This window comes from Mycolicibacterium sichuanense, assembly GCF_033741125.1.
GTDB lineage: Bacteria > Actinomycetota > Actinomycetes > Mycobacteriales > Mycobacteriaceae > Mycobacterium.
In genome coordinates, this window is sequence record NZ_JAWQPU010000005.1 from 194,941 (window position 1) to 217,099 (window position 22,159).

Here is a 22,159-nt window from a genome sequence, read left to right on the forward strand (position 1 = left end):
CTCTCAGAAGCCTAGGCGGCCAAGCTGTTTGGGGTCGCGCTGCCAATTCTTGGCGATCTTCACCCGCAAGTCCAAGTACACCTTGGTACCCAGCAGCGTCTCGATCTGATGACGCGCGGCGGTGCCGACCTCCCGGAGCCGGGCCCCGCCCTTGCCGATCACGATGCCCTTCTGCGAATCGCGTTCGACGTAGAGGATGGCGTGCACGTCGATCAGGTCGTCACGGCCCTCGCGGGGCTCGACCTCGTCGATCACCACGGCCAGCGAGTGCGGCAACTCGTCGCGCACGCCTTCGAGTGCGGCCTCGCGGATCAGCTCGGCCATCAGGACTTCCTCGGGCTCGTCGGTGAGCTCCCCGTCGGGATAGAACGCCGGTCCGGGGGGCAGCTGCGCCGCCAGCACGTCGGTCAGCAGATCCACCTGCTCACCGGTGGTCGCCGACACCGGCACGATCTCGGCGGTGCCGCCGGTGAGCTCGCTGGCGGCCATCAACTGCGCGGCGACCTTCTCCTTGGACACCTTGTCGATCTTGGTGACGATGACGACGAGCGTGGTGTGCGGCGCCACGGCGCGGATCTGCTCGTAGATCCACCGGTCGCCGGGACCGATGCCCTCGTCGGCGGGGATGCACAGACCAATGACGTCGACCTGCGAATACGTGGCCTTCACCAGCTCGTTGAGCCGCTCCCCGAGCAGGGTGCGGGGCCGGTGCAGGCCCGGGGTGTCGACGAGGATGATCTGGAAGTCGTCGCGGTGCACGATGCCGCGGATGGTGTGACGGGTGGTCTGCGGCCGGTTCGAGGTGATCGCCACCTTGGTCCCGACGAGCGCGTTGGTCAGCGTCGACTTCCCGGTGTTGGGGCGGCCGACGAAGCAGACGAAGCCCGAGCGGAACTCGGCGTCCCCGGCGCTCACGGGGCGGGGTTCCCGGCACGGTCGGTGACGATGACGACCGCATCGGCCGTCAGCTCTCGCACCGCGGCCACCCCCGCGTCATCGGCGGAGCCGCCGACCAGTACGGCAGCCTCCAGCCCTGCCGCACCGCTGGACACCGCCGCGGCCACCGCGGCCTGCAGCGCCGTCAGCGGCAACGCCGCCAGGGCGACGGGAGCACCCGCATAGGTACGCCCGTCCAGGTCGCGCACCGCGGCACCGCTGTCCGCCTCCGCGCGGGCCATCGCCCCGCGGGCGAGGGTGACCAACTTCGCGTCCTCCCCATCCAGACTCATTCGTCGCCTTCCCCTGCCTCGTCGGCCTCGTCGCCTTGCTCGGTGGGCTTGACCAGTACGGTGCCGATCCGCACGCGGCCGCGGTGATCGCGACCGCCCTCGGCGCGCAACTGCAGCGCATCCCACGTCACCTCGGCTCCCGGCAGCGGGACCCGCCCCAACTCGTGGGCCAGCAGACCGCCGACGGTGTCGACGTCGAGGTCCGCGTCGAGCTCCATCTCGTAGAGTTCGGCGAGGTCTTCGAGCGGCAACCGGGCCGAGACTCGAAAACTCTTGTCGCCCAGTTCTTCCACCGGTGCAACCTCGTCGGTGTCGTACTCGTCGGCGATCTCGCCGACGATCTCCTCCAGCACGTCCTCGATGGTGACCAGGCCAGCGATCGCGCCGTATTCGTCCACCAGCAGCGCCATGTGGTTGCGGTCGCGCTGCATCTCGCGCAGCAACGCATCCAGCGGCTTGGAGTCGGGCACGAACACCGGCGGCCGCATCACCTCGCCGACCCTGGTGTCGATGCCGCCGTTGCTGTAGTAGGTCTGCTGCACCAGGTCCTTGAGGAAGACCACGCCGACGATGTCGTCGACGTTCTCCCCAACGACCGGCAACCGGGAATGCCCGCTGCGCACCGCCAAGGAGGTGGCCTGACCAGCGGTCTTGTCGCTCTCGATCCACACCATTTCGGTGCGCGGCACCATCACCTCGCGGGCCACCGTGTCACCGAGCTCGAAGACCGACTGGATCATCCTTCGCTCGTCGTCGGCGACGATGCCACGCTGCTGGGCCAGGTCGACGACCTCGCGCAGCTCGATCTCCGAGGCGAACGGGCCGTTGCGGAAGCCGCGCCCCGGCGTCAGCGCGTTGCCGATCAGGACCAGCAGCCGGCTGATCGGCGTCAGCAGCACCGAGATTGCCTGTAGCGGAAGCACGGCCGCCAACGCGATGCTGTAGGCGTGCTGCCGCCCGAGGGTGCGGGGTCCGACGCCGATGGCAACGAAGCTGACGACCACCATTATGGCTGCCGCCGCCAGCAGACCCCAGGTCAGACCCAGATCCTCGTAGAGGAACGCCACCAGCAGCACCGTCGCCGCGGTCTCGCACGTGATGCGCAGCAACACGATCAGGTTGATGTAACGCGGCCGGTCCTCGATCATGCGGGCCAGCCGGGCAGCGCCGGGGCGCTCGTCGCGCACCATCTCGTCGACCCTGGCGATGGAGACGGTGCTGATCGCGGCGTCGACTGCCGCGAACACGCCGCCGAGGGCGATCAGCGCCAACGCGCCGACGAGGGAGCCGAATGCGGTCACGGTTGGTCGAAGAACTGGGATTTGTCGAGCAGTCTGCGGTCCTTCTCGCTCTGCCGATCCTGGTGGTAGGCGGCAACCTGGTCGGCCACCCACTCCTCGAGCAGCTCGCGCTGAAGGGCGAACATCTCCCTCTCCTCGTCGGGCTCGGCGTGGTCGTAGCCCAACAGGTGCAGCACGCCGTGCACGGTCAGCAGTGCGAGTTCCTGGGCGAGTGAATGTCCGGCCTTCTCAGCCTGCTGGGCGGCGAACTCCGGACACAGCACGATGTCTCCGAGCATCGACGGCCCGGGTTCCGGCGCATCGGGCCGGCCACCGGGCTCGAGCTCGTCCATCGGGAAGCTCATCACGTCTGTCGGGCCCGGCAGGTCCATCCAGCGCATGTGCAGGTCGGCCATCGCGGGGGTGTCCAGCAGCACCATCGACAGTTCGGCGCCGGGATTGACGTCCATCTTCGCCAGCGTGAAGCGCGCCACGCTGATCAGTTCGTCCTCGGAGACGTCGATGCCCGACTCGTTGGAGACCTCGATGCTCACCGGCGCGACCTTCCGGTGCCCGATCGGCGTTCGGCCCGGTTCAGGGCGGGCGCCTCGGATCTGGCGTAGGCGTCGACGATCTCGGACACCAGTCGGTGGCGAACGACGTCGGCGCTGGTCAGCTCGGAGAAGTAGATGTCCTCGATGCCGTCGAGGACGTCCATCGCAGCACTCAGCCCGGACTTGGCGCCGTGCAGGTCGACCTGTGTGGAGTCACCGGTGACCACGATCTTCGATCCGAACCCCAGTCGCGTCAGGAACATCTTCATCTGCTCGGGCGTGGTGTTCTGGGCCTCGTCGAGGATGATGAACGCGTCGTTGAGCGACCGGCCGCGCATGTACGCCAACGGCGCGACTTCGATTACCCCGGCGCTCATCAGCTTTGGGATCAGTTCGGGATCCATCATGTCGTGCAGCGCGTCGTACAGCGGCCGCAGGTACGGGTCGATCTTCTCGCTGAGCGTGCCGGGCAGGAAGCCGAGGCGTTCGCCGGCCTCCACCGCGGGGCGGGTCAGGATGATGCGCGAAACCTGCTTGGTCTGAAGGGCATTGACTGCCTTGGCCATCGCGAGGTAGGTCTTGCCTGTACCGGCGGGCCCAATGCCGAAGACGATGGTGTGCCCGTCGATGGCGTCGACGTAGCGCTTCTGGTTGAGCGTCTTGGGGCGAATGGTCTTGCCCCGCCTGGAGAGAATGTCCAGGGTCAGTACCTCGGCCGGGGATTCATTGCCGCCGCCGGTGAGCATGCCGATGCTGCGGCGCACCGCTTCCGGCGTCAGCGTCTGGCCGTCGGCGACGACGGCGATCAGCTCGGTGGTCACGCGCTCGGCGAGGGCCACGTCGGCCGGCGGACCGGACAGCGTCACGGCGTTGCCGCGCACGTGGACGTCGGCGGTCAGCAGGCGTTCGAGCTCACGGAGGTTCTCGTCGGCGGAGCCGAGCAGGCCCACCACGAGTTCGGGCGGCACGTCGATGCTGCTTCGTACGTTGTCGTCCGAGGCGGCTGTCGTCTCGCGGGGTGTCACGTGGGGTTCAGAGCCTGCCTTCCGTGCTCAGGTAGTTGGTGTGGACTGCGACCACCTTACCGCTGGTCACCGCCACGTAGACGCGAAGGAGGGGCACCCGGCGGCGGGTGCCCCTCCTCGAGGGTGGTGGATCAGCGACTCTGCTGCACGGTCGTGTCGACCTGCGGCACGGTCACGTTCGGGTGGATCGTGTCGATCCACTGGTGGTGGTCCACGCCGGTCGAATAGCTGGGCAGTTCGACGACGGGGAGGGCTTCCGCGGATGCGGTCGCCAGGATCGGAGACGCCACTCCAAGGATCCCAGCGGTGAGCCCGCTAGCAACGATGGCGGCAAGTCCAAACTTCTTCATGTGGTGCGATTCTTCTTTCGTGCCCTCTGTGGTGATGTGCGACCGGCTGACAGAGCCTCGCAACCGGTCACTGGATCAAACACCGTGCTCAGGGGTTTGATTCCATTGGCAGGAATTTATTGCCGGTTGGCAGTGAACGTGCTCAGAAGTCCCATCGGGACGTCAAGACCCCGAGTGCGCCAAGTCCCACGGCGGCCGCAGATGTGGTTCGCAGCACACTTGGGCCAAGGCGCACGGCGGTCGCACCCGCGTCGGTGAGCACCTTCAGTTCGTCGTCGCCGATGCCGCCCTCGGGCCCGATGATCAACGTCAGCGAACCCGTTTCGGCAACCCCGGCGGCGGTCAGCGGCACGGTCGCCGACTCGTGCAGCACGAGCACCCTGGCATCATCCGCGCGAGACGCCACCAGCGACGCCAGTTCCCTCGTCGACACCAGCGCACTGACCGGCGGGACGTACGGCCGGCGCGACTGCCTGGCCCCCGATCGGGCGACTGCCTGCCACCGGCGCAGCCCCTTCTCCACCTTCGCGGCTCCATCCCAGCGCGCCACGCAGCGGTCGGCCTGCCACGCGATGAACGCGTCGGCGCCGGCTTCGGTGGCCAGCTCGATGGCCAGCTCGGAGCGGTCGGACTTCGGCAGTGCCTGCACGACGGTGACCTCGGGCCGAGGCGAGGCGACGGCCTGCCGGCTCAGCACCCGTGCGGTCAGACTGCCCTTCGCGACGCCTTCGACGACCACGTGCGCGACGGTGCCCGCACCGTCACCGAGGTCGAGTTCCTCGCCAACCCGGATCCGTCGGACGTTCGCGGCGTGGAATCCCTCGTCGCCGTCGACGACGGCCAGCTCGCCCACCCCGGGAACGGTGTCGACGTAGAACAGCGCGCGACTCATCGCCTGCGGATGCCGCCTACCTGCCGCTGAACGTCTCGCGAAGCCGGTTGAACAGCCCGCCACCGTTGGACGCCGCGGCATGGGTCGACTTGACCTCGGCGACGTCGCGGACGCGGTGTTCCTTGAGCTTCTGCAGCAGTTCGGTGTCTCGATTGTCCAGCCGCGACGGCACCACGACCTCGATGTGGGCGTGCAGGTTGCCGCGCACCCCCGTCCGCACGTTCGGCATGCCGTGGCCGCGCAGGGTGGTCACCGCGCCTGGCTGGGTGCCCGGCTCGACGGCGATGTCGGTCGGGCCGTCGAGGATCGCGTCGACCGAGACCGACGTGCCGAGGGCCGCGTCGACCATCGGGACGGACACGCTGAAGTGCAGGTCGTCGCCGTCGCGAACGAAGATGTCGTGGGGCTGTTCGTGCACCTCGACGTGCAGGTCACCGGCAGGTCCGCCGCCGGGGCCGACCTCGCCCTGCGCGGCCAGCCGTACCCGCATGCCGTCGCCCACTCCCGGCGGGATCTTGACGCTGATCTCGCGACGGGCCCGTACCCGTCCGTCGCCGCCACAGCGGTGGCAGGGATCGGGGATGACCTCGCCCACGCCGGCGCAGACCGGGCACGGTCGCGACGTCATGACCTGTCCCAGCAGGGAACGCTGCACGGACTGGACCTCGCCCTGCCCGTGGCAGGTGTCGCAGGTGACCGGCGTCGAGTTGCCGTGGGTGCCCTTGCCCTGGCACACGTCGCACAGGATGGCGGTGTCGACGGTGACGTGCTTGGTCACGCCAGTCGCGCACTCGGCCAGGTCGAGGCGCATTCGCAGCAGCGAATCCGAGCCCGGCCGGACCCGGCCGACGGGACCCCGGCCACCGCCGCCGCCACCGAAGAACGCCTCGAAGACGTCCCCGAGGCCGCCGAAGCCACCCCCGAACCCGCCACCGAAGCCGTTGCCGGCGCCCGCGCTCTCCATCGGATCGCCACCGAGATCGACGATCCGGCGTTTCTCCGGATCGCTCAGTACCTCGTACGCGACGCTGATCTCGCGGAACTGTGCCTGCGCGTGCTCGTCGGGGTTGACGTCGGGGTGCAGTTCACGGGCGAGCTTGCGGTACGCCCGCTTGATCTCCGAGTCGCTCGCGCCCTTGCTCACCCCGAGCAGGCCGTAATAATCGCGTGCCACGCCAAACCCTTCTTAGCCTTTTCACGCCCCTAGCGGGCGCCAAGGACTTCGCCTATGTACAGAGCAACCGCGGCGACGTTGGCAATGGTTCCCGGATAGTCCATCCGAGTGGGACCCACCACACCCATGCCGCCGAAGACCTTGCCGGAGCTGCCGTACGCGGTGCTCACCACCGACGTGCCCGCCATCTGCTCGGCTGCGGTCTCGTGTCCGATGCGCACGGTCACCTTACCGGCCTCCTGCTGGGCGGCCAGCAATCGCAGCACGACCACCTGCTCCTCGAGGGCCTCCAGGACCGAACGCAGGGAGCCGCCGAAGTCGGCGGTGTTGTGGGTGAGGTTGGCCGTGCCACCGAGCAACAGCCGCTCCTCGCCGTGCTCGACGAGGGTCTCGACGAGCACGGTTGCGGCGCGACCCACGGCGTCGCCGAGGCTGCCGTGTCCCACCAGCTGCGATGCCAGATCCGACACCGCGACGGACGCGGTGGTGATCGGCTTGCCCTCGAGCGCCTGCCCCAGCCGCTCGCGCAGCTGACTCAGCTGTACGTCGTCGATCGCGTCACCGAGTTCGACGATGCGCTGGTCGACCCGGCCGGAGTCGGTGATGACCACCAGCAACAGGCGCGCCGGGGTGAGGGCGACGACCTCCAGATGGCGCACGGTCGAGGTGGACAGCGTCGGGTACTGGACGATGGCGACCTGCCGGGTGAGCTGGGCCAGCAGCTTGACCGCGCGGCGCAGCACGTCGTCGAGATCGACGCCGGACTCCAGGAACGTCAGGATGGCCCGGCGCTCGGCCGAGGTCATCGGCTTGACGTCGTCGAGCCGGTCGACGAACTCGCGATAGCCCTTCTCCGTCGGCACCCGACCGGAGCTGGTGTGGGGCTGAGCGATGTAGCCCTCCGCCTCCAGCACCGCCATGTCGTTGCGGACCGTGGCACTCGAGACGCCTAAATTGTGGCGCTCCACGAGGCTCTTCGATCCGATCGGTTCCTTGGTCGATACGAAGTCGGCGACGATGGCGCGCAGCACCTCGAAGCGACGATCATCGGCCGTACCCATGGTTCACCTCCTAATTCGATTCATTTTACGTTGACGAGCAGCACCGACGCGCCACCCGCCAGGCGGCCGGGGCGGATAACCTCTTTGCATGCTCAACGGGATCCATCGATGATCTTCAAGGGCGTCCGCGACGGCAAGCCGTATCCCGAGCACGGGCTCTCCTACAAGCAGTGGGCGCAGATCCCGCCGCGGCAGATTCGCCTCGACGAGTTGGTGACCACCACCACGGTGCTGGCCCTGGACCGGCTGCTGTCGGAGGACTCCACCTTCTACGGCGACCTCTTCCCCCACGCCGTGCGGTGGGAGGGCGTCATCTACCTCGAGGACGGCGTGCACCAGGCGGTGCGCGCGGCGCTACGCAACCGCGCGGTGCTTCATGCGCGGGTCTACGACATGGACCTACCGCTGGACCAGCAGACCTAGGCGCGGCGCTCAGTCGAGCAAGTCGCGCACCACGGCGTCGGCCAGCAGCCGGCCGTGGTCGGTGAGCACCAGCCGATCGTCGAGCCGCCGCACCAGGCCACCGGCGATCGCCCCGTCCGCCCGGCCCAGCTCGGCGGCACTGAGCGTCGTCACCGGCAACCCCTGCCGCAACCGCAGGCGCAGCATGACGTCCTCGACGTGGCGGGCCGAGCCGTCGAGGCTCTCGGAGTCCGCGATCGGCAACCGCCCTTCGGCCAGCGATGCCGCATACGCCTTGGGGTGCTTGACGTTCCACCACCGCATCCCGTCGACGTAACCGTGCGCGCCGGGGCCGGCGCCCCACCACTCGCCGCCATCCCAGTACCCGAGGTTGTGCCGGCACTCACCGCCGGGTCGGCTCCAGTTGGACACCTCGTACCAGCCGAAGCCCGCTGCCGAGAGCCGCTCGTCGAGCAGTTCGTATCGGGTGGCCAGCACGTCGTCGTCGGGCGCGGGCAGCTCGCCGCGGCGCACCCGCCGGGCCAGCGCCGTGCCGTCCTCGACCACCAGCGCGTACGCCGACACGTGGTCGACGCCCGAGCCGATCGCCGCGTCGACCGAACGGGCCAGGTCGTCATCGGTCTCGCCCGGCGTTCCGTAGATGAGGTCGAGGTTGACGTGCGCGAAGCCGGCGGCGCGCGCGTCGGCGACCGCGGCAAGCGCCCGCCCCGGGGAGTGCACCCGGTCCAGTGCCGCCAGCACGTGCGGTGCCGTCGACTGCATGCCGAGGGACAACCGGGTGTAGCCGGCGCCGCGCAGCCGATCGAGCAACTCGGGCGTCGTCGACTCGGGGTTGGCCTCGGTGGTCACCTCGGCACCGGCGGCCAGCGCGAAGTTCGCTCGCACGGCGTCGAGCAGCGCGGCGAGCCGCTCACCGCCCAACATCGACGGGGTGCCGCCGCCAACGAAGACGGTGGCAACCTCGGGCAGCGGTCCGCGGGCTGCTAGCTGGGCCGCCGCGAGACCGAGTTCGATCCGCATCGCCTCGAGCCACCCGTCGGGGTTCGCGCCGCCGAGCTGGGCCGGCGTGTAGGTGTTGAAGTCGCAGTACCCGCAGCGAGTGGCACAGAACGGCACGTGAACGTAGATGCCGAAGGGTGCGGCAGCACGTCCGGAGGTCATCCCACCAGTCTGACAGAGCGGACTTCCGCTCAGCACGAGCGAAAGAACGGCCCGGTTGGAGTGGGTTGGGGCGTTCGTGGCAGAATGGCCCGCGTGACCGCTGCCCGCACCTCGACCACCCGCATCTCGCTGGTGGTCCGTCGGCATGTCGACTTCAAGCGCGTTTGCAGCTGTCGCTGTCTGCCTTGACGCCGTAGACCTGTCCACCTGTACTTCCAGCTGGCCGCCGGATCTGCGCCGCCGGACAGCCACCGGTGACGACGCGCGATCGGAACGCTGGCTCCCTGACGAAGGGGCCATTCCATGACCCAGGCAGATCCCAAGCCCGCAGCCTCCAAGCCCGTCAAGCGCCCCAAGGGCGAGGGTCAGTGGGCGCTGGGCTACCGCGAACCACTCAACGCCAACGAGCAGGCCAAGAAGGACGACAACCCGCTCAACGTGCGCACCCGCATCGAGAACATCTACGCCAAGGGCGGGTTCGAGAGCATCGACAAGGGCGACCTGCGGGGCCGATTCCGCTGGTGGGGGCTCTACACCCAGCGCAAGCCCGGATACGACGGCACCTGGACCGGCGACGACAACACCGACATGCTCGAAGACGAGTACTTCATGTTGCGCGTCCGCTGCGACGGCGGTGCCCTCACGGCAGCTGCGCTGCGCACCCTCGGCGGCATCTCGACCGAGTTCGGCCGCGACACCGCCGACATCTCCGACCGCGAGAACGTCCAGTACCACTGGATCCGCGTCGAGGACATGCCCGAGATCTGGCGTCGGCTCGACGAGGTCGGCCTGTACACCACCGAGGCCTGCGGCGACTGCCCCCGGGTGGTGCTGGGGTCTCCGCTGGCGGGCGAGTCGCTAGACGAGGTGATCGACGGCACCCCGGCCATCGACGAGATCGTCAAGCGCTACATCGGCAAGCCCGAGTACTCCAACCTGCCGCGCAAGTTCAAGACCGCGATCTCGGGTCAGCAGGACGTCGTCCACGAGGTCAACGACGTGGCATTCATCGGCGTCGTCCACCCCGAGCACGGCCCCGGCTTCGACCTCTGGGTCGGCGGCGGGTTGTCCACCAACCCCATGCTGGGCCAGCGCGTCGGGGCGTGGGTGCCACTCGACGAGGTGCCCGACGTCTGGGAGGGCGTGGTCAGCATCTTCCGCGACTACGGCTACCGCCGGCTGCGCGCCAAGGCCCGGCTGAAGTTCCTGATCAAGGACTGGGGCGTGGAGAAATTCCGTGAAGTCCTCGAGCAGGAGTACCTCAAGCGCCCGCTGATCGACGGCCCAGCACCCGAGCCGGTCACGCGGCCGATCGATCACGTCGGCGTGCAAAGGCTCAAGAACGGGCTGAACGCCGTCGGGGTCGCCCCCATCGCCGGCCGCGTGTCGGGGACCATCCTGTCCAAGGTCGCCGACCTGGCCGAGTCGGTCGGTTCGGATCGCATCCGGTTCACGCCCTATCAGAAGCTGGTCATCCTCGACGTGCCCGACGACAAGATCAGCGAGCTGACCGTCGGCCTCGACGCGCTCGGCCTGCCGTCGCGGCCGTCGCACTGGCGCCGCAACCTGATGGCCTGCACCGGCATCGAGTTCTGCAAGCTGTCGTTCGCCGAGACCCGCAAGCGCAGTCAGACCCTCGTCCCCGAGCTGGAACAGCGTCTCGAGGACGTCAACGCACAACTCGACGTGCCCGTGACGGTCAACATCAACGGTTGCCCCAACTCGTGCGCCCGCATCCAGGTCGCCGACATCGGCTTCAAGGGTCAGATGGTCGACGACGGTGACGGACCGGTCGAGGGGTTCCAGGTCCACCTGGGCGGCAGCCTGGGTCTGGACAGTGGATTCGGCCGCAAACTGCGCCAGCACAAGGTGACCAGCGCCGAGCTCGGCGACTACATCGACAGGGTCGTTCGCAACTTCGTGAAACAACGCGAGCCCGGCGAGCGTTTCGCTGTCTGGGCCTTGAGAGCAGACGAGGCGAACCTTCGATGAGCGCTTGCGCGAAGAGCGGAGAACAAGGGTGACTGACTTGACGACGACGGAGATGGACCTGGTCGCGCTGGCCGAGCGGGGTGCCGCAGAGCTGGCGGGCGCCAATGCCGAGGAACTGCTGCGCTGGACCGACGATCACTTCGGCGACCAGTACGTAGTGGCGTCCAACATGCAGGATGCGGTGCTCGTCTCGATGGCGGCCAAGGTGCGCCCCGGTGTCGACGTGCTGTTCCTCGACACCGGCTACCACTTCGCCGAGACCATCGGCACCCGTGACGCGGTCGAGGCCGTATACGGCGTGAACGTGGTCAACGTGACCCCGGAGCACAGCGTGGCCGAGCAGGATCAGTTGCTCGGCAAGGACCTGTTCTCCCGCGACGCTGCGGCGTGCTGCCGGATGCGCAAGGTCGAGCCGCTGGGCAAGGCACTGAAGGGCTACTCGGCGTGGGTCACCGGCATCCGCCGCGTCGAGGCGCCGACCCGCGCCAACGCCCCGCTGATCAGCTATGACAAGGCGTTTGGTCTGGTGAAGGTCAATCCCATCGCGGCGTGGTCCGACGAGGAGATGCAGGCCTACATCGACGACAACGACGTCTTGGTCAACCCGCTGGTCTTCGAGGGCTACCCGTCGATTGGCTGCGCGCCGTGCACGGCCAAGCCCATCGAGGGTGCCGATCCGCGCAGTGGTCGCTGGGCCGGTCAGGCCAAGACGGAATGCGGGCTGCACGCCTCGTGACCGGACCGGAGGTCCTGATCCTCGCCGCCCACGGCAGCGTGGATCCCCGGTCGCCGGCGGTGGCTCGCGCGCTTGCCGGCCGGATGCGCCGGTTGCGGCCCGGCCTCGACGTCCGCGCCGCCTTCCTGGAGAAGGCCGCCCCGCACGTGGGTGAGGTGCTGGCCGACGTCGGTCGAGCCGGCGGTTCGGCAGTGGTGGTGCCGATGCTGCTGGCAGCAGCCCATCACGCGCGGGTGGATCTGCCGTCGGTGATCGCCGAGTCGGGCGTGGACGTACTGCAGTCCGACGTGCTCGGCGAGGATCCAACCCTGATCTCGTTGCTGGGCCGTCGGGTCGCCGCTGCAGGATTCTCGGCCGACCACCCTGACGTCGGTGTGATCGTCGTCGCCGTTGGTTCGTCGAACGCGGCCGCCAATGCGCGGACCGCCGAGCTCAAGCCCGCGCTCGAAGCGAGATCGCGCTGGGCCGTGGAGGTCGCCTTCGCCACCGGCCCGCACCCGACGGTCCCGGAGGCCGCGGCCATGCTCCAGCAGCGCGGCGCCCGCCGGCTGGTCGTCGCGCCGTGGTTCCTGGCCCACGGCCGCCTCACCGACCGCGTCGCCAATTCCGCTGCAACCCTTGATATCCCGATGGTCGACCCGCTGGGCGCCCACAACCTGGTGGCCGCCGCGCTGCTCGATCGATTCGACGAGGTCCGGTCGGCCCGCATCGCGGCGTGACCCGCCCGGCCTTCCAGTAGCTGCGCAGGGATCCGCGCGCCTCGACGAGGCACAACGCTTTCGCCAAACTTTGCTCTCGTTGTGGCATCATTATTGACGTTGGCGATTGGCCACCAGTGACCGAGATGCGGTCGTTGTCGTAAACGGGGATTGGAATGGAAGTCACCATGAAGTCAGATCGTTGGGTTCGTCGCCTGGCACTCGTCGCAGGCGGCAGCGCGATCATCGCCATGGGCACGCTGACCGCGGCCTGTAGCAGCAAGGAAACACCCGCCCCGTCCAGCACGACCACAACCACCACGACGTCGGTGTCGCCGACGGAGAAGAGCCTCACCCCCGGTGGGCCGAACAGCTTCACCCCGCCGGTCAAGGCTCCGCCGGCGCCCACCGGCGAGCCCGGCACGCACCGCAACGGCAGCAGTTCGTAGGTTTCCGACTGCCGACGATCGATCCGAACATCCGCAGGGGCGTCACCGAAGTGGCGCCCCTGCGGAATCGGTTGATCCGTTCGCGTGTCGAAATGTCCCGGGAATCCTGATGTTCGGTCGGTGCGACGTACGACGGCACCGCGCCATCCTCCGCTTCGCCGGTATCTGCACCACGCTGTCGGTGGCCGCCGCGGCATTGGTCGTCGTTCACGACGCGCACTCGCGGCCCGCGCCGTCGTCGGCGACCATCGACGGACCGTATTCACACCTGCTGACCAGCTCGACCGACCTCGGGCCGTCCCGCGTCGACCGCGCACAGCTCACCGTGGGGTTGCGTGACTCCCGCCGCCCCGAGACGCTGCTGCGGTGGGCGGCCGATCACGAACTCGACGTGCGATGGCGTAGCGGCGAGCAATGGGCCATCGTGGAGGGCGCCCCACCGGACGTGGCCAAGGCCTTCGGCGTCCCGGTGCACGACTACCGCGGCATGCGCGGCCAGGTGTTCTACGCGTCCTCCGAGCAGCCTGCCGTTCCAGCGGCGGTGGTCGACTCGGTCAGCGATCTCGGGCGCATCCTGGGGTTCACCCCGCACCACGAGGCCAGGCCCGCCTTGATTCCCCTCGACGTGCCATCCCACGGCCTCTCACCCGACGCCCTGCTCACCGCGTACAACGCGAAGACCCTTGCGATACAGGGACATACCGGCAAGGGCCAGACCATCGTCTTCTTCGCGTTCAGCGGTTACGACCAGGCCGACCTCGACGACTTCGCCTCGACCTCGGGGCTCCCCCCGCTGAAGCCAATCCTGGTAGGCGGCCAACCCGGTGAACCCGGAGCCGAGACGACGATGGATCTCGAGGTCGCCCATGCGATCGCACCCGATGCCAGGATGGTGGTGGTCAATGCCCGCCCCACGCTGGAGGGCGGGCGGACCTACGAACGCATCGCGGAGATGTTCGATTCGGCCAGCGCGCAGTATCCGGGCGCCGTGTGGAGTCTGTCGATCGGCTGGGGTTGCGAGAAGCTGCTCACCGCAACCGATCTCAAGCCCGTACAAGCCGCCTTGGTCCGCGCGCACGCAAAGGGCACCAGTGCGTTCGACGCGACGGGTGACACCGCCGGGCTCGAATGCAAGGGTGGCCCCAACTGGTCGTCGCCACCGGGACCAGATGACATCGGATTGGACGCCATCGCCTCACTTCCCGCGATCACCACGGTCGGGGGCACCACGTTGTCGACCGATCGCCGCGGCATGTGGCTGGCGGAGCAGGCCTGGTTCGACTCGCCGCTGTCCCAGGGGACCAGCGGCGGGGTGTCGACCCTCTTTCCCAGACCCGCGTGGCAGACGAGGGTGTCCTCGGCGCGCGATCCCGAGGTCGAGAGCCGGCTGACACCCGACGTATCCGCGGTCGCCGATCCGTTCACCGGGGTGCGGATCCGGTTCGACGGGCAGGACCTCCTCGGCGCGGGCACCTCTCAGGCGGCACCGATCTGGGCCGGGCTGACCGCGCTGATGAATCAGTACCTACTGGCCAACGGCGGACGCGCGCTCGGTGACCTCAACCCGCTGCTCTACCGCGTCGCGGCAGGTGCGAACTCCCCCGGTTTCCGCGACGTCAGCCTCGGTGCCAACGCGGTCGACGCCTCGGCACCGGGGTACGACACGGTCACCGGGCTGGGTACGCCCAACGTCGACGCCCTGGTTCGTGACTTCCTCGACATCCAACGGGGGGTGGCGCCGCGGTGACCACCGGCGCTGGGGAACCCTCGCCAACGGCGCCCTGCCGCAGCTGCGGGCACGACGTTCCCGCCGGGGCGTACTGCGGACGGTGTGGCGCCACCTCGACACCCAGGCGCGGTGACGGCCCCGCGTGGCTGCGGTTGCGGGCGTACGCCGCGGCGCCCGACCAACACCTGCTGCTTCCCTCCCTGGTGACGACGCCGTTCCCGCGTCTGCCCCGACGGTCCAGGGCCGCGTTCCGCGTCGGCCTGCTCGCGCTCGCCGCCCTGTTGGTGGCTTTCTGCCTGGTGAAGGCGCCGCCGCTGCTGGTTGCCTTCTGCGCGCTCGGGATGCCGCTGTCGTTCGTCGGCTACCTGACGGCGACCGGTGCGTTCGGCGATCTGCCCGGTCGCTCGTTGGCCCTGACTGCCGTGCTCGGTCTGGGAGCGGGCACGGGTTGGGCGTTCGCGACCAACGCGATCTGGGCGCACACCTACGACGACGTTCTGGCCACGCCGATGACGGCGCCACAGCTGCTGATCAACATGGTGGCGATCCCCGTGGGCGGTGTGCTGCTGATGCTCGCACCCGTGGCGCTGGTGCGCCGGTGGTGGTCCGGCGGCGCGGAGTCGTTGGACGGGTTCACGATCGGAGCGCTCGCCGCCCTGTGCTTCACCGCGGCGGGGATCCTCACCCGCGGAGCGTCGAACTTCGCCAGTGGCCTGTTCGAACAGGACTTTCCGGTGAGCGCACTCTTGTCCCTTACGGCGATCCGGGGCGTTGCCGCCCCGCTGACGGCCGTCGCTGCCGGTGGTGTCGTCGGTGCCACCCTCTGGTTCGGACCGCGAGCCGATCCCCCGGTCACCCGGCACTGGTACTCGCCGTCGGCGCCGGCGCTGGCCATGATCATCGCCGTGGCGGCAGCCCTTGCCGAGAACGCCATCGACTACGCGTGGATCTCCTACGCGCAGATCGTGGCTCTGTACGCCGTCGTCACGGTGCTCGCCCTGATGGCGCTACGGCTCGTCCTGCACTGGTGTCTACTGGGCGAGGCCCGCGACGGCACCCCAGGAGGCGAACCGGTCCGGTGTCCGCAGTGCGACCACGTGGTACCCGACCTGGCCTACTGTCCGGACTGCGGGGTCGCCGCGAACGCGGCATCTCGATCGTCACGACGGGGAGATCGATCTTCACCGATCCGCGAGACCTCGATCGTTCGCCTGCTGCTGGGGATGGGCACCGCATGGGTCGTCTTGGCCGCGTGCGTCGTCGCCGTGGTTGCCTACTCGACGCCCCCGCCCGCGCAGTTCACCTGCCCTCCCGACTGTGGACGTCCTCCGATCGGCGAACCGGTCCTCACCAACCCGCGCTTCACCCCCGCCGATGGCTCGTTCTCGGTGTCCTACCCCGGGCCCATGACGGCCTACGAGGCCTCGGTCGAGCCCGACGGCGTCGTCGTCGAACTGCGGGCCGGTGACGGTGGCACGATGCACCTCTTCGGGGAACCCGCCGCGAACCGCACGCCCAAGCAGATCACCGAAGACGTGTTGGAACGCGACTTCCCGAACGCGCAGATCGACTACGAGATCCCGCATGCGCAGGTCGGCTACCAGCCGGGATACGGCGTCGTGGCCGACGTCTACCGGACTGCTGCGACCGGCAATTCGGATCGGGACCGGGTGCTGGTCATGGTCGCCGTCAAGAACGGCCTCGCGCTGGTCGCCGAGGGAACCGGGCCGTTTCACGAGTTCAGCCCCGAGTTCGGCTCCGGGCACCCGTCGGGCGCCAACTTCTTCCTCGCACTCGACATGGCCAAGTACGTCAACAGCTTCAGCTGGCGGGGAGACCCGCCGCGGTGAGCGTGCTCGGGACCTCGACGCTGCCGGGGATCGGCGGCACGCGGGTGGCCCGCACGTAGACGGTGTCGCCCTCCTTGAGCGCCAGCGCCTCGGCGTCACCGCGGGTGATCTGCGCGGTGAATGGCGCGTTGTCGGTGGCGCCGGTGAGCTCGACGCGAACCTCGAAGCCGAGCATGGCGATTCGGTCGATGGTCGCGCGGATGACACCCGTCGCCGACACGCTGCCGTCGGTCTGCGCGATCGCCATGTCGGGGTTGCGACCGACGCGAATGTCGTGCGGGCGCACCAGAGTTCCGTTCAAGGAGGACACCGCGCCGAGGAATGACATCACGAAGCCATTGGCCGGGTTGTCGTACACCTCGGTCGGAGAACCCACCTGCTCGATGCGGCCCTTGTTGAGCACCGCGATCCGGTCCGCCACGTCGAGCGCCTCAGCCTGGTCGTGGGTCACCAGCACCGTGGTGACGTGAACCTCGTCGTGCAGCCGCCGTAGCCACGCGCGCAGATCCTCGCGCACCTTGGCGTCCAACGCACCGAACGGCTCGTCGAGCAACAGCACCTGGGGGTCGACGGCCAGCGCGCGGGCCAGTGCCATGCGCTGGCGCTGGCCACCGGACAACTGCGCGGGGTAGCGCGTCTGAAAGCCAGCCAGTCCGACGGTCTCGAGGAGGCTGTCGACCTTCTCCTTGATCTCGGCCTTGGGCCGCTTGCGGATCTTCAGCCCGAAGGCGACGTTGTCGCGCACCGTGAGGTGCTTGAAGGCCGCGTAGTGCTGGAAGACGAAGCCGATGCCGCGACGCTGCGGCGGGACGTTGGTGACGTCGGCACCCTTGATCGTGATGATGCCGGTGTCGGGCTGATCGAGCCCGGCGATGGCGCGCAGCAGCGTCGACTTGCCCGATCCGCTGGGCCCCAGCAGGGCCGTCAGGGAACCCTCTGGCACGTCGAAGTCGATGTCGTCCAGGGCAACGAAGTCGCCGTAGCGTTTGTTGGCGCCACGCACCGTGATCGCGTTGGTCGTCATGTGAGGGAAGTCCTTCTCGTCGAAGCCTATTTTGCCGCCCGGGCGCGCCGGGCGTCGAGGATCACTTGTATGACCAGGACCAACACTGCGACGGTCATCAGCAGCGTCGACACGGCGTAGGCGCCGTACTCCTGCCCGCGGCTGTAGCGGTCGGAGACGAGCAGGGTCAGGGTCTGCGAGGTGCCGGGAAGGTTGGACGACACCATGATGACGGCGCCGTACTCACCAAGGGTACGGGCGATCGTCAACACGATGCCGTAGGTCAGCCCCCACCTGATCGAGGGCAGCGTGATGCGCCAGAACGTCTGCCACCACTGCGACCCCAGGGTGGAGGCGGCCTCCTCTTGATCGGTGCCCAGTTCGTGCAGCAGCGGCTCGACTTCGCGGATGACGAACGGCACGGTCACGAAGATGCTGGCCAATACGATGCCGGGCAGCCCGAAGATGATCTTGAAGCCGAGGTCGTTCTCGACGAAGCCAAGGGCGCCGGCCGAACCCCACAGCAGGATCAGGGCGACGCCGACCACGACCGGCGACACGGCGAACGGCAGGTCGATGACGGCCTGCAACGCGCTCTTGCCGCGGAACCGGTTGCGCGCCAGGACCAGAGCCGTCGGCACCCCGAAGAGGACGTTCAGCGGCACCACGATGGCCACCACGAGCAGGGACAACTGCAGCGCCGAGATCGCCGCGGGTGTGCTGATCGAGGCGAAGAACGTCCCGAGACCCGGGGCGAACGTGCGCCAGAGGATGAGCCCCACCGGGACGATGACCAGGATGAGGACATAGAGGAGCGCGACGTAGCGGAGCAGGTAGCGGACCGGCCGCGACAGGATCATCGGGCCTGTTCCTCGCGTTTCGCCGCCCGCGAGCCGAGCGCCCGCAGCACCAGGAGCACCAGGAACGACGCCACCAGCAACACGATCGAGATGGCCGCGGCGCCGGTGCGGTCGTCGTTCTCGATCAGGGTGCGAATCCACTGGGAGGACACCTCGGTCTCCCCGGGGATGGCACCGCCGATGAGCACGACCGAGCCGAATTCGCCGATCGCGCGGGAGAACGCCAGCCCCGCACCCGACAACAGTGCCGGGAGCAGTGCGGGCAGGACGACGCGCGTGAAGATGATCCAGTTGTTGGCCCCGAGTGAGGCGGCGGCCTCCTCCACCTCCTGGTCGAGCTCCAGTAGCACCGGCTGCACCGACCGCACCACGAACGGCAGCGTGACGAACAGCAGTGCGATGCCGATGCCCCACCTGGTCTGCTGCAGGTGCAGTCCCACGGGACTGTTGGGGCCGTACAGAGCCAGCATCACCAGGCTGGCGACGATGGTCGGCAGGGCGAACGGCAGATCGATGACGGCGTCGACCAGTCGTTTGCCGGGAAAGTCGTCACGCGTCAGCACCCAGGCGACGAGCAGGCCGAATACCAGGTTCACCACGGTGACGCTGATCGACACCGAGAGCGTCACCTTGTAGGACTCCCGTGCGGCGTTGGAGGTGACTGCCTTCCAAAAGGCGGTCCAGCCGCCGCCGACCGCCTGCCACAGGATGGCGGCCAGCGGTAGCAGCACGATGACGCTGAGCCACAACGTCGCTGCGCCAACGCGCAGCGACGTCGTGCCCCGAGCGGTTCGCCTCGGCTGCGGTGGCCGAGCGGTGCCGGGTGGCGCCGGGAGTACCGCAGAGGTCATCCGGTGGCCTGCTTGTAGATCTTCGTGATGGACCCGTTGTCCTTGTCGAAGAGCGCCGGGTCGACCTGGCTCCAGCCACCGAGATCGGCGATGGTCCAGAGCTTCTCGGGCGCCGGGAAGTCCGCGGCGAAGTCCGCGGCGACCTTCGGGTCGACGGGCCGGAAGCCGGCCTGTGCCCAGATCTTCTGGCCCTCCGCGGTGTACAGGTAGTTCTTCAGCGCGGTGGCCTGCTGGAGGTGGGCGCTGCTGGTGACGACCGCGACCGGGTTCTCGATCTTGAAGGTCTGCGGCGGAGTCACGTGCTCGACGGGCTTGCCCTGACGTTCGACGTTGATGGCCTCGTCCTCGTAGGCCAGCAGGACGTCACCACTGCCCTGGACGAACAGGTCGGTGGCCTCTCGGCCCGAACCCGGGCGGGCCTTGACGTGCTGGGTCACCAGCTGGTTGACGAAGTCGAGACCGGCCTGCTCGTTCTGCCCGCCGTTGCTGGCGAAGGCGTACGGAGCCAACAGGTTCCACTTCGCCGAACCGGAGCTCAACGGGCTGGGGGTGACGACCTCGACCCCCGGCTTGAGCAGGTCGTTCCAATCCTTGATGCCCTTGGGGTTGCCCTTGCGGACGAGGAAGGTCACCACGGAGCCGAACGGAATGCCCTTGGTGGCGTCGGCATTCCAGTCCTTGGCCACCTTGTTGGCCTTGACCAGACGGGTGACGTCGGGCTCGACGGAGAAGTTCACGATGTCGGCTGGCTTGCCGTCGACCACGCCGCGGGACTGGTCACCCGATGCGCCGTAGGACGCGGTGACGGCGACGCCCTTGCCCTCGGGGGTGGCGGCGAAGGCGGGGATGATCTTGCTCCAGCCCGGCTCGGGCACCGCGTAGGCGACCAGGGTGAGGGTGGTGTCGGCCTTGGGCTGGTCGCCACCGCCGGCGACGTCGCTGGCGCCGCCACCGCAACCGGCAAGCAGGGTGGCCGTGACGGCGACAGCGCCGAAGGAGGTCAACGATCGGATCGAGATGGGCATTTGGGTCATGAGCCTTTCCTCGGAGGGTGACAAGAGGTATTGAACCCGTCACGACGGAGAGGAGGCGTATCAGTTCAAGGGCACGAAGACGGCCGCGACCGACACCAAACCGCGCAACGGATTGGAGTCAGCGACAACAGTGGACGTCTGCAACAGCGCACGAACCCACGGCGATGAGGGCCAGAACATGACCCTCCAACGCGGTGGACGCTGCGTGCATGGCGCGAAGCGTAGCAGAACCGAGTGTCACCGCATCATCGGGCGAAGAGCCACATCACGACGACGAGGGCGAACAGCGCGAGCAGCGCCAGCGTGACCTGGGACCGGGGCATTCCGGTCACGATGGGTCCTCGTCGGCGTGCCTGGCCCGTTGCACCAGCCGGACCCCGTTGCCGAGCGCCCCGTCCAGCACCGTGGCCACGGCGTACGCCAGCAACAGCACCACCGGCATCACGATCACCGTCTGGGCGACGAACCCGAGGCCCGAAAGCCACAGTTCGACGCCGTCCCACCAACTCAGGATGCCGCTCATTGGTTCCACCCTACGATCAAGGGGTGAGCACACCCGCGGAGTCAACGACATGCCTGGTCGCAGGGGGTGGCCCGGCCGGCATGATGCTGGGCCTGCTACTCGCCCGCGCCGGCGTCGACGTCACCGTGATGGAGAAGCACGCCGACTTCCTGCGCGACTTTCGCGGTGACACCGTGCATGCCAGCACGTTGCGACTGCTCGACGACCTCGGGCTGGGCGGTGACTTCGCGCGGCTGACGCACCGCGAGATCGACACCATCGGGATGCAGATTCAGGGCGTGCCGATCGACATCGATTTACGGCGGCTGCCCGGCCGGCACAAGCACATCGCCCTGGTACCGCAGTGGGACTTCCTCGAGCTGCTCGCCACGGCCGCCGAACGGGAGCCGACGTTCAGGTTGATGCGCAGCACCGAGGTGCTCGAGCCGTTGCGCGGGCGCGACGGCGTGGTGGGGGTCCGCTACCGGACGGCGGACGGCTTGATCGGCGAGATGCGCGCCGAGCTGACGGTGGCCTGCGACGGTCGAGGGTCCACACTTCGCGACGCAATGGGGTTGCGGCCCAAGACATTCGGTACGCCGATGGACGTCTGGTGGTTCCGGCTGCCCCGCGAGGCCGACGATCCGCCGGGGCTGGAGGGGGTGATGGCGGCGGGCCACGCCGTGATCGTCATCGATCGCGGGGACTACTACCAGTGCGCCTACATCATTCCCAAGGGCACCGACTCGCAACTGCGGGCCGAGGGCATCGAGTCGCTTCAGCGCACCATCGCCGCGCTGGTGCCGCGCCTGACCGACCGGGTGGGTGCCTTGACCTCCTTCGACGACGTCAAGTTGCTCGACGTGCAGCTGAACCGGCTGCATCGCTGGTACGCCGACGGCCTGCTGCTGATCGGCGACGCGGCGCACGCCATGTCGCCCGTCGGCGGTGTCGGCATCAACCTCGCAGTCGCCGATGCCGTCGCCACGGCCCGCATACTGGCCGAACCTCTGCTGTCCGGGCGGGTCCCCACCCGTGACCTGGCCCGCATCCAGGCCAGGAGGTGGGTGCCGACGGTGCTCATCCAGGCCGCGCAGCGGATGATCCACACCGGTGTCATCGCTCGCGCCGTCGACGCCGGTGACGTCGGCGCGCCTCCGCTGGGCGTGCGCATCGCCAACCGGTTGCCGTTCCTGCGCAGGGTCGCTGGATACGCGGTGGCGATCGGGCCACTGCCCGAGCGCGCACCGGCGTTTGCGAGGCGGCCGAACCCGTCACCTGGAAACGACCGCCACGAGTAGACGCC

24 protein-coding genes are annotated in these 22,159 nt (G+C 68.6%); 8 read left to right on the forward strand and 16 right to left on the reverse strand.

Translation table 11 applies throughout. The features are described from left to right. Nucleotides 1-3 precede the first annotated feature (3 nt). The 9 genes from era to hrcA all read right to left on the reverse strand — a co-directional run bounded on the left by era (nucleotide 4) and on the right by hrcA (nucleotide 7,565). Complete coding sequence (gene era, locus SBI80_RS16850) at nucleotides 4-915, reverse strand: GTPase Era (protein ID WP_318975951.1); 912 nt, start codon at nucleotides 913-915, stop codon at nucleotides 4-6. Beyond that, nucleotides 912-1,229, reverse strand: a complete 318-nt coding sequence (locus SBI80_RS16855; RefSeq protein WP_318975952.1) for a cytidine deaminase-like protein — start codon at nucleotides 1,227-1,229, stop codon at nucleotides 912-914. The genes era and SBI80_RS16855 overlap by 4 nt, the downstream gene beginning before the upstream one ends. After that, the gene (locus tag SBI80_RS16860; RefSeq protein ID WP_318975953.1) at nucleotides 1,226-2,530 is read right to left on the reverse strand and encodes a hemolysin family protein; all 1,305 of its coding nucleotides are present in this window, start codon (nucleotides 2,528-2,530) and stop codon (nucleotides 1,226-1,228) included. The genes SBI80_RS16855 and SBI80_RS16860 overlap by 4 nt, the downstream gene beginning before the upstream one ends. Then, nucleotides 2,527-3,063 (reverse strand): rRNA maturation RNase YbeY, encoded by a 537-nt coding sequence (gene ybeY / locus SBI80_RS16865; RefSeq protein WP_318975954.1) that lies wholly within the window; start codon nucleotides 3,061-3,063, stop codon nucleotides 2,527-2,529. The genes SBI80_RS16860 and ybeY overlap by 4 nt, the downstream gene beginning before the upstream one ends. Beyond that, nucleotides 3,060-4,088, reverse strand: coding sequence for a PhoH family protein (locus tag SBI80_RS16870; RefSeq protein ID WP_318975955.1), 1,029 nt, complete (start codon nucleotides 4,086-4,088; stop codon nucleotides 3,060-3,062). Before SBI80_RS16870 ends, ybeY begins: the two co-directional genes overlap by 4 nt. A 131-nt stretch (nucleotides 4,089-4,219) precedes the next feature. Further along, a complete protein-coding gene (locus SBI80_RS16875) occupies nucleotides 4,220-4,438 on the reverse strand; it encodes a hypothetical protein (protein ID WP_318975956.1) in 219 nt (72 codons plus the stop codon). Between the two features lie 142 nt (nucleotides 4,439-4,580). Then, nucleotides 4,581-5,330, reverse strand: a complete 750-nt coding sequence (locus SBI80_RS16880) for a 16S rRNA (uracil(1498)-N(3))-methyltransferase (protein WP_318975957.1) — start codon at nucleotides 5,328-5,330, stop codon at nucleotides 4,581-4,583. A 16-nt stretch (nucleotides 5,331-5,346) separates the two neighbouring features. Further along, the gene (gene dnaJ / locus SBI80_RS16885; RefSeq protein ID WP_318975958.1) at nucleotides 5,347-6,504 is read right to left on the reverse strand and encodes a molecular chaperone DnaJ; all 1,158 of its coding nucleotides are present in this window, start codon (nucleotides 6,502-6,504) and stop codon (nucleotides 5,347-5,349) included. Nucleotides 6,505-6,533: 29 nt separating this feature from the next. After that, a complete protein-coding gene (hrcA, locus tag SBI80_RS16890; protein ID WP_318975959.1) occupies nucleotides 6,534-7,565 on the reverse strand; it encodes a heat-inducible transcriptional repressor HrcA in 1,032 nt (343 codons plus the stop codon). Between the two features lie 108 nt (nucleotides 7,566-7,673). Here hrcA and SBI80_RS16895 point away from each other — a divergent pair, with 108 nt between their 5' ends. After that, nucleotides 7,674-7,988, forward strand: coding sequence for a type II toxin-antitoxin system VapB family antitoxin (locus SBI80_RS16895; protein WP_318975960.1), 315 nt, complete (start codon nucleotides 7,674-7,676; stop codon nucleotides 7,986-7,988). 9 nt (nucleotides 7,989-7,997) lie between these two features. Here the strand turns inward: SBI80_RS16895 and hemW are convergent, their stop codons facing one another. Continuing rightward, nucleotides 7,998-9,149, reverse strand: a complete 1,152-nt coding sequence (gene hemW, locus SBI80_RS16900) for a radical SAM family heme chaperone HemW (RefSeq protein ID WP_318975961.1) — start codon at nucleotides 9,147-9,149, stop codon at nucleotides 7,998-8,000. A gap of 303 nt (nucleotides 9,150-9,452) precedes the next feature. Between hemW and SBI80_RS16905 the strand changes: the two genes are divergently transcribed. The 6 genes from SBI80_RS16905 (at nucleotide 9,453) to SBI80_RS16930 (ending at nucleotide 16,603) form a co-directional block, all read left to right on the forward strand. Then, complete coding sequence (locus tag SBI80_RS16905; RefSeq protein WP_318975962.1) at nucleotides 9,453-11,141, forward strand: nitrite/sulfite reductase; 1,689 nt, start codon at nucleotides 9,453-9,455, stop codon at nucleotides 11,139-11,141. A gap of 52 nt (nucleotides 11,142-11,193) precedes the next feature. Beyond that, nucleotides 11,194-11,877: a phosphoadenylyl-sulfate reductase gene (locus SBI80_RS16910; RefSeq protein WP_413232746.1), complete on the forward strand. Its 684-nt coding sequence runs from the start codon at nucleotides 11,194-11,196 to the stop codon at nucleotides 11,875-11,877. Further along, a complete protein-coding gene (locus SBI80_RS16915; RefSeq protein WP_318975964.1) occupies nucleotides 11,856-12,596 on the forward strand; it encodes a sirohydrochlorin chelatase in 741 nt (246 codons plus the stop codon). Before SBI80_RS16910 ends, SBI80_RS16915 begins: the two co-directional genes overlap by 22 nt. A gap of 167 nt (nucleotides 12,597-12,763) precedes the next feature. Further along, nucleotides 12,764-13,024, forward strand: a complete 261-nt coding sequence (locus tag SBI80_RS16920; RefSeq protein WP_318975965.1) for a hypothetical protein — start codon at nucleotides 12,764-12,766, stop codon at nucleotides 13,022-13,024. Between the two features lie 109 nt (nucleotides 13,025-13,133). Then, nucleotides 13,134-14,771, forward strand: a complete 1,638-nt coding sequence (locus SBI80_RS16925; protein WP_318975966.1) for a S53 family peptidase — start codon at nucleotides 13,134-13,136, stop codon at nucleotides 14,769-14,771. Next, nucleotides 14,768-16,603, forward strand: a complete 1,836-nt coding sequence (locus SBI80_RS16930) for a zinc ribbon domain-containing protein (protein WP_318975967.1) — start codon at nucleotides 14,768-14,770, stop codon at nucleotides 16,601-16,603. The genes SBI80_RS16925 and SBI80_RS16930 overlap by 4 nt, the downstream gene beginning before the upstream one ends. On the opposite strand, the gene SBI80_RS16935 is transcribed toward SBI80_RS16930, so the two are convergent. The 6 genes from SBI80_RS16935 to SBI80_RS16955 all read right to left on the reverse strand — a co-directional run bounded on the left by SBI80_RS16935 (nucleotide 16,575) and on the right by SBI80_RS16955 (nucleotide 20,874). Further along, the gene (locus SBI80_RS16935; protein ID WP_318975968.1) at nucleotides 16,575-17,627 is read right to left on the reverse strand and encodes a sulfate/molybdate ABC transporter ATP-binding protein; all 1,053 of its coding nucleotides are present in this window, start codon (nucleotides 17,625-17,627) and stop codon (nucleotides 16,575-16,577) included. The two genes, SBI80_RS16930 and SBI80_RS16935, sit on opposite strands and share 29 nt — an antisense overlap. A gap of 26 nt (nucleotides 17,628-17,653) precedes the next feature. Beyond that, the gene (gene cysW, locus SBI80_RS16940; protein ID WP_318975969.1) at nucleotides 17,654-18,466 is read right to left on the reverse strand and encodes a sulfate ABC transporter permease subunit CysW; all 813 of its coding nucleotides are present in this window, start codon (nucleotides 18,464-18,466) and stop codon (nucleotides 17,654-17,656) included. Further along, nucleotides 18,463-19,317: a sulfate ABC transporter permease subunit CysT gene (cysT, locus tag SBI80_RS16945; RefSeq protein ID WP_318975970.1), complete on the reverse strand. Its 855-nt coding sequence runs from the start codon at nucleotides 19,315-19,317 to the stop codon at nucleotides 18,463-18,465. The genes cysW and cysT overlap by 4 nt, the downstream gene beginning before the upstream one ends. Beyond that, the gene (locus SBI80_RS16950; protein WP_318976235.1) at nucleotides 19,314-20,342 is read right to left on the reverse strand and encodes a sulfate ABC transporter substrate-binding protein; all 1,029 of its coding nucleotides are present in this window, start codon (nucleotides 20,340-20,342) and stop codon (nucleotides 19,314-19,316) included. The genes cysT and SBI80_RS16950 overlap by 4 nt, the downstream gene beginning before the upstream one ends. 127 nt (nucleotides 20,343-20,469) lie before the next feature. Next, nucleotides 20,470-20,562, reverse strand: a complete 93-nt coding sequence (locus SBI80_RS28250; protein ID WP_413232737.1) for an Ms4533A family Cys-rich leader peptide — start codon at nucleotides 20,560-20,562, stop codon at nucleotides 20,470-20,472. 117 nt (nucleotides 20,563-20,679) lie between these two features. After that, on the reverse strand, nucleotides 20,680-20,874 hold the full coding sequence (locus SBI80_RS16955; protein ID WP_318975971.1) for a hypothetical protein: 195 nt from the start codon (nucleotides 20,872-20,874) through the stop codon (nucleotides 20,680-20,682). 23 nt (nucleotides 20,875-20,897) lie between these two features. On the opposite strand from SBI80_RS16955, the gene SBI80_RS16960 reads away from it, so the two are divergent. After that, complete coding sequence (locus SBI80_RS16960) at nucleotides 20,898-22,154, forward strand: FAD-dependent oxidoreductase (protein ID WP_318975972.1); 1,257 nt, start codon at nucleotides 20,898-20,900, stop codon at nucleotides 22,152-22,154. Nucleotides 22,155-22,159 lie beyond the last annotated feature (5 nt).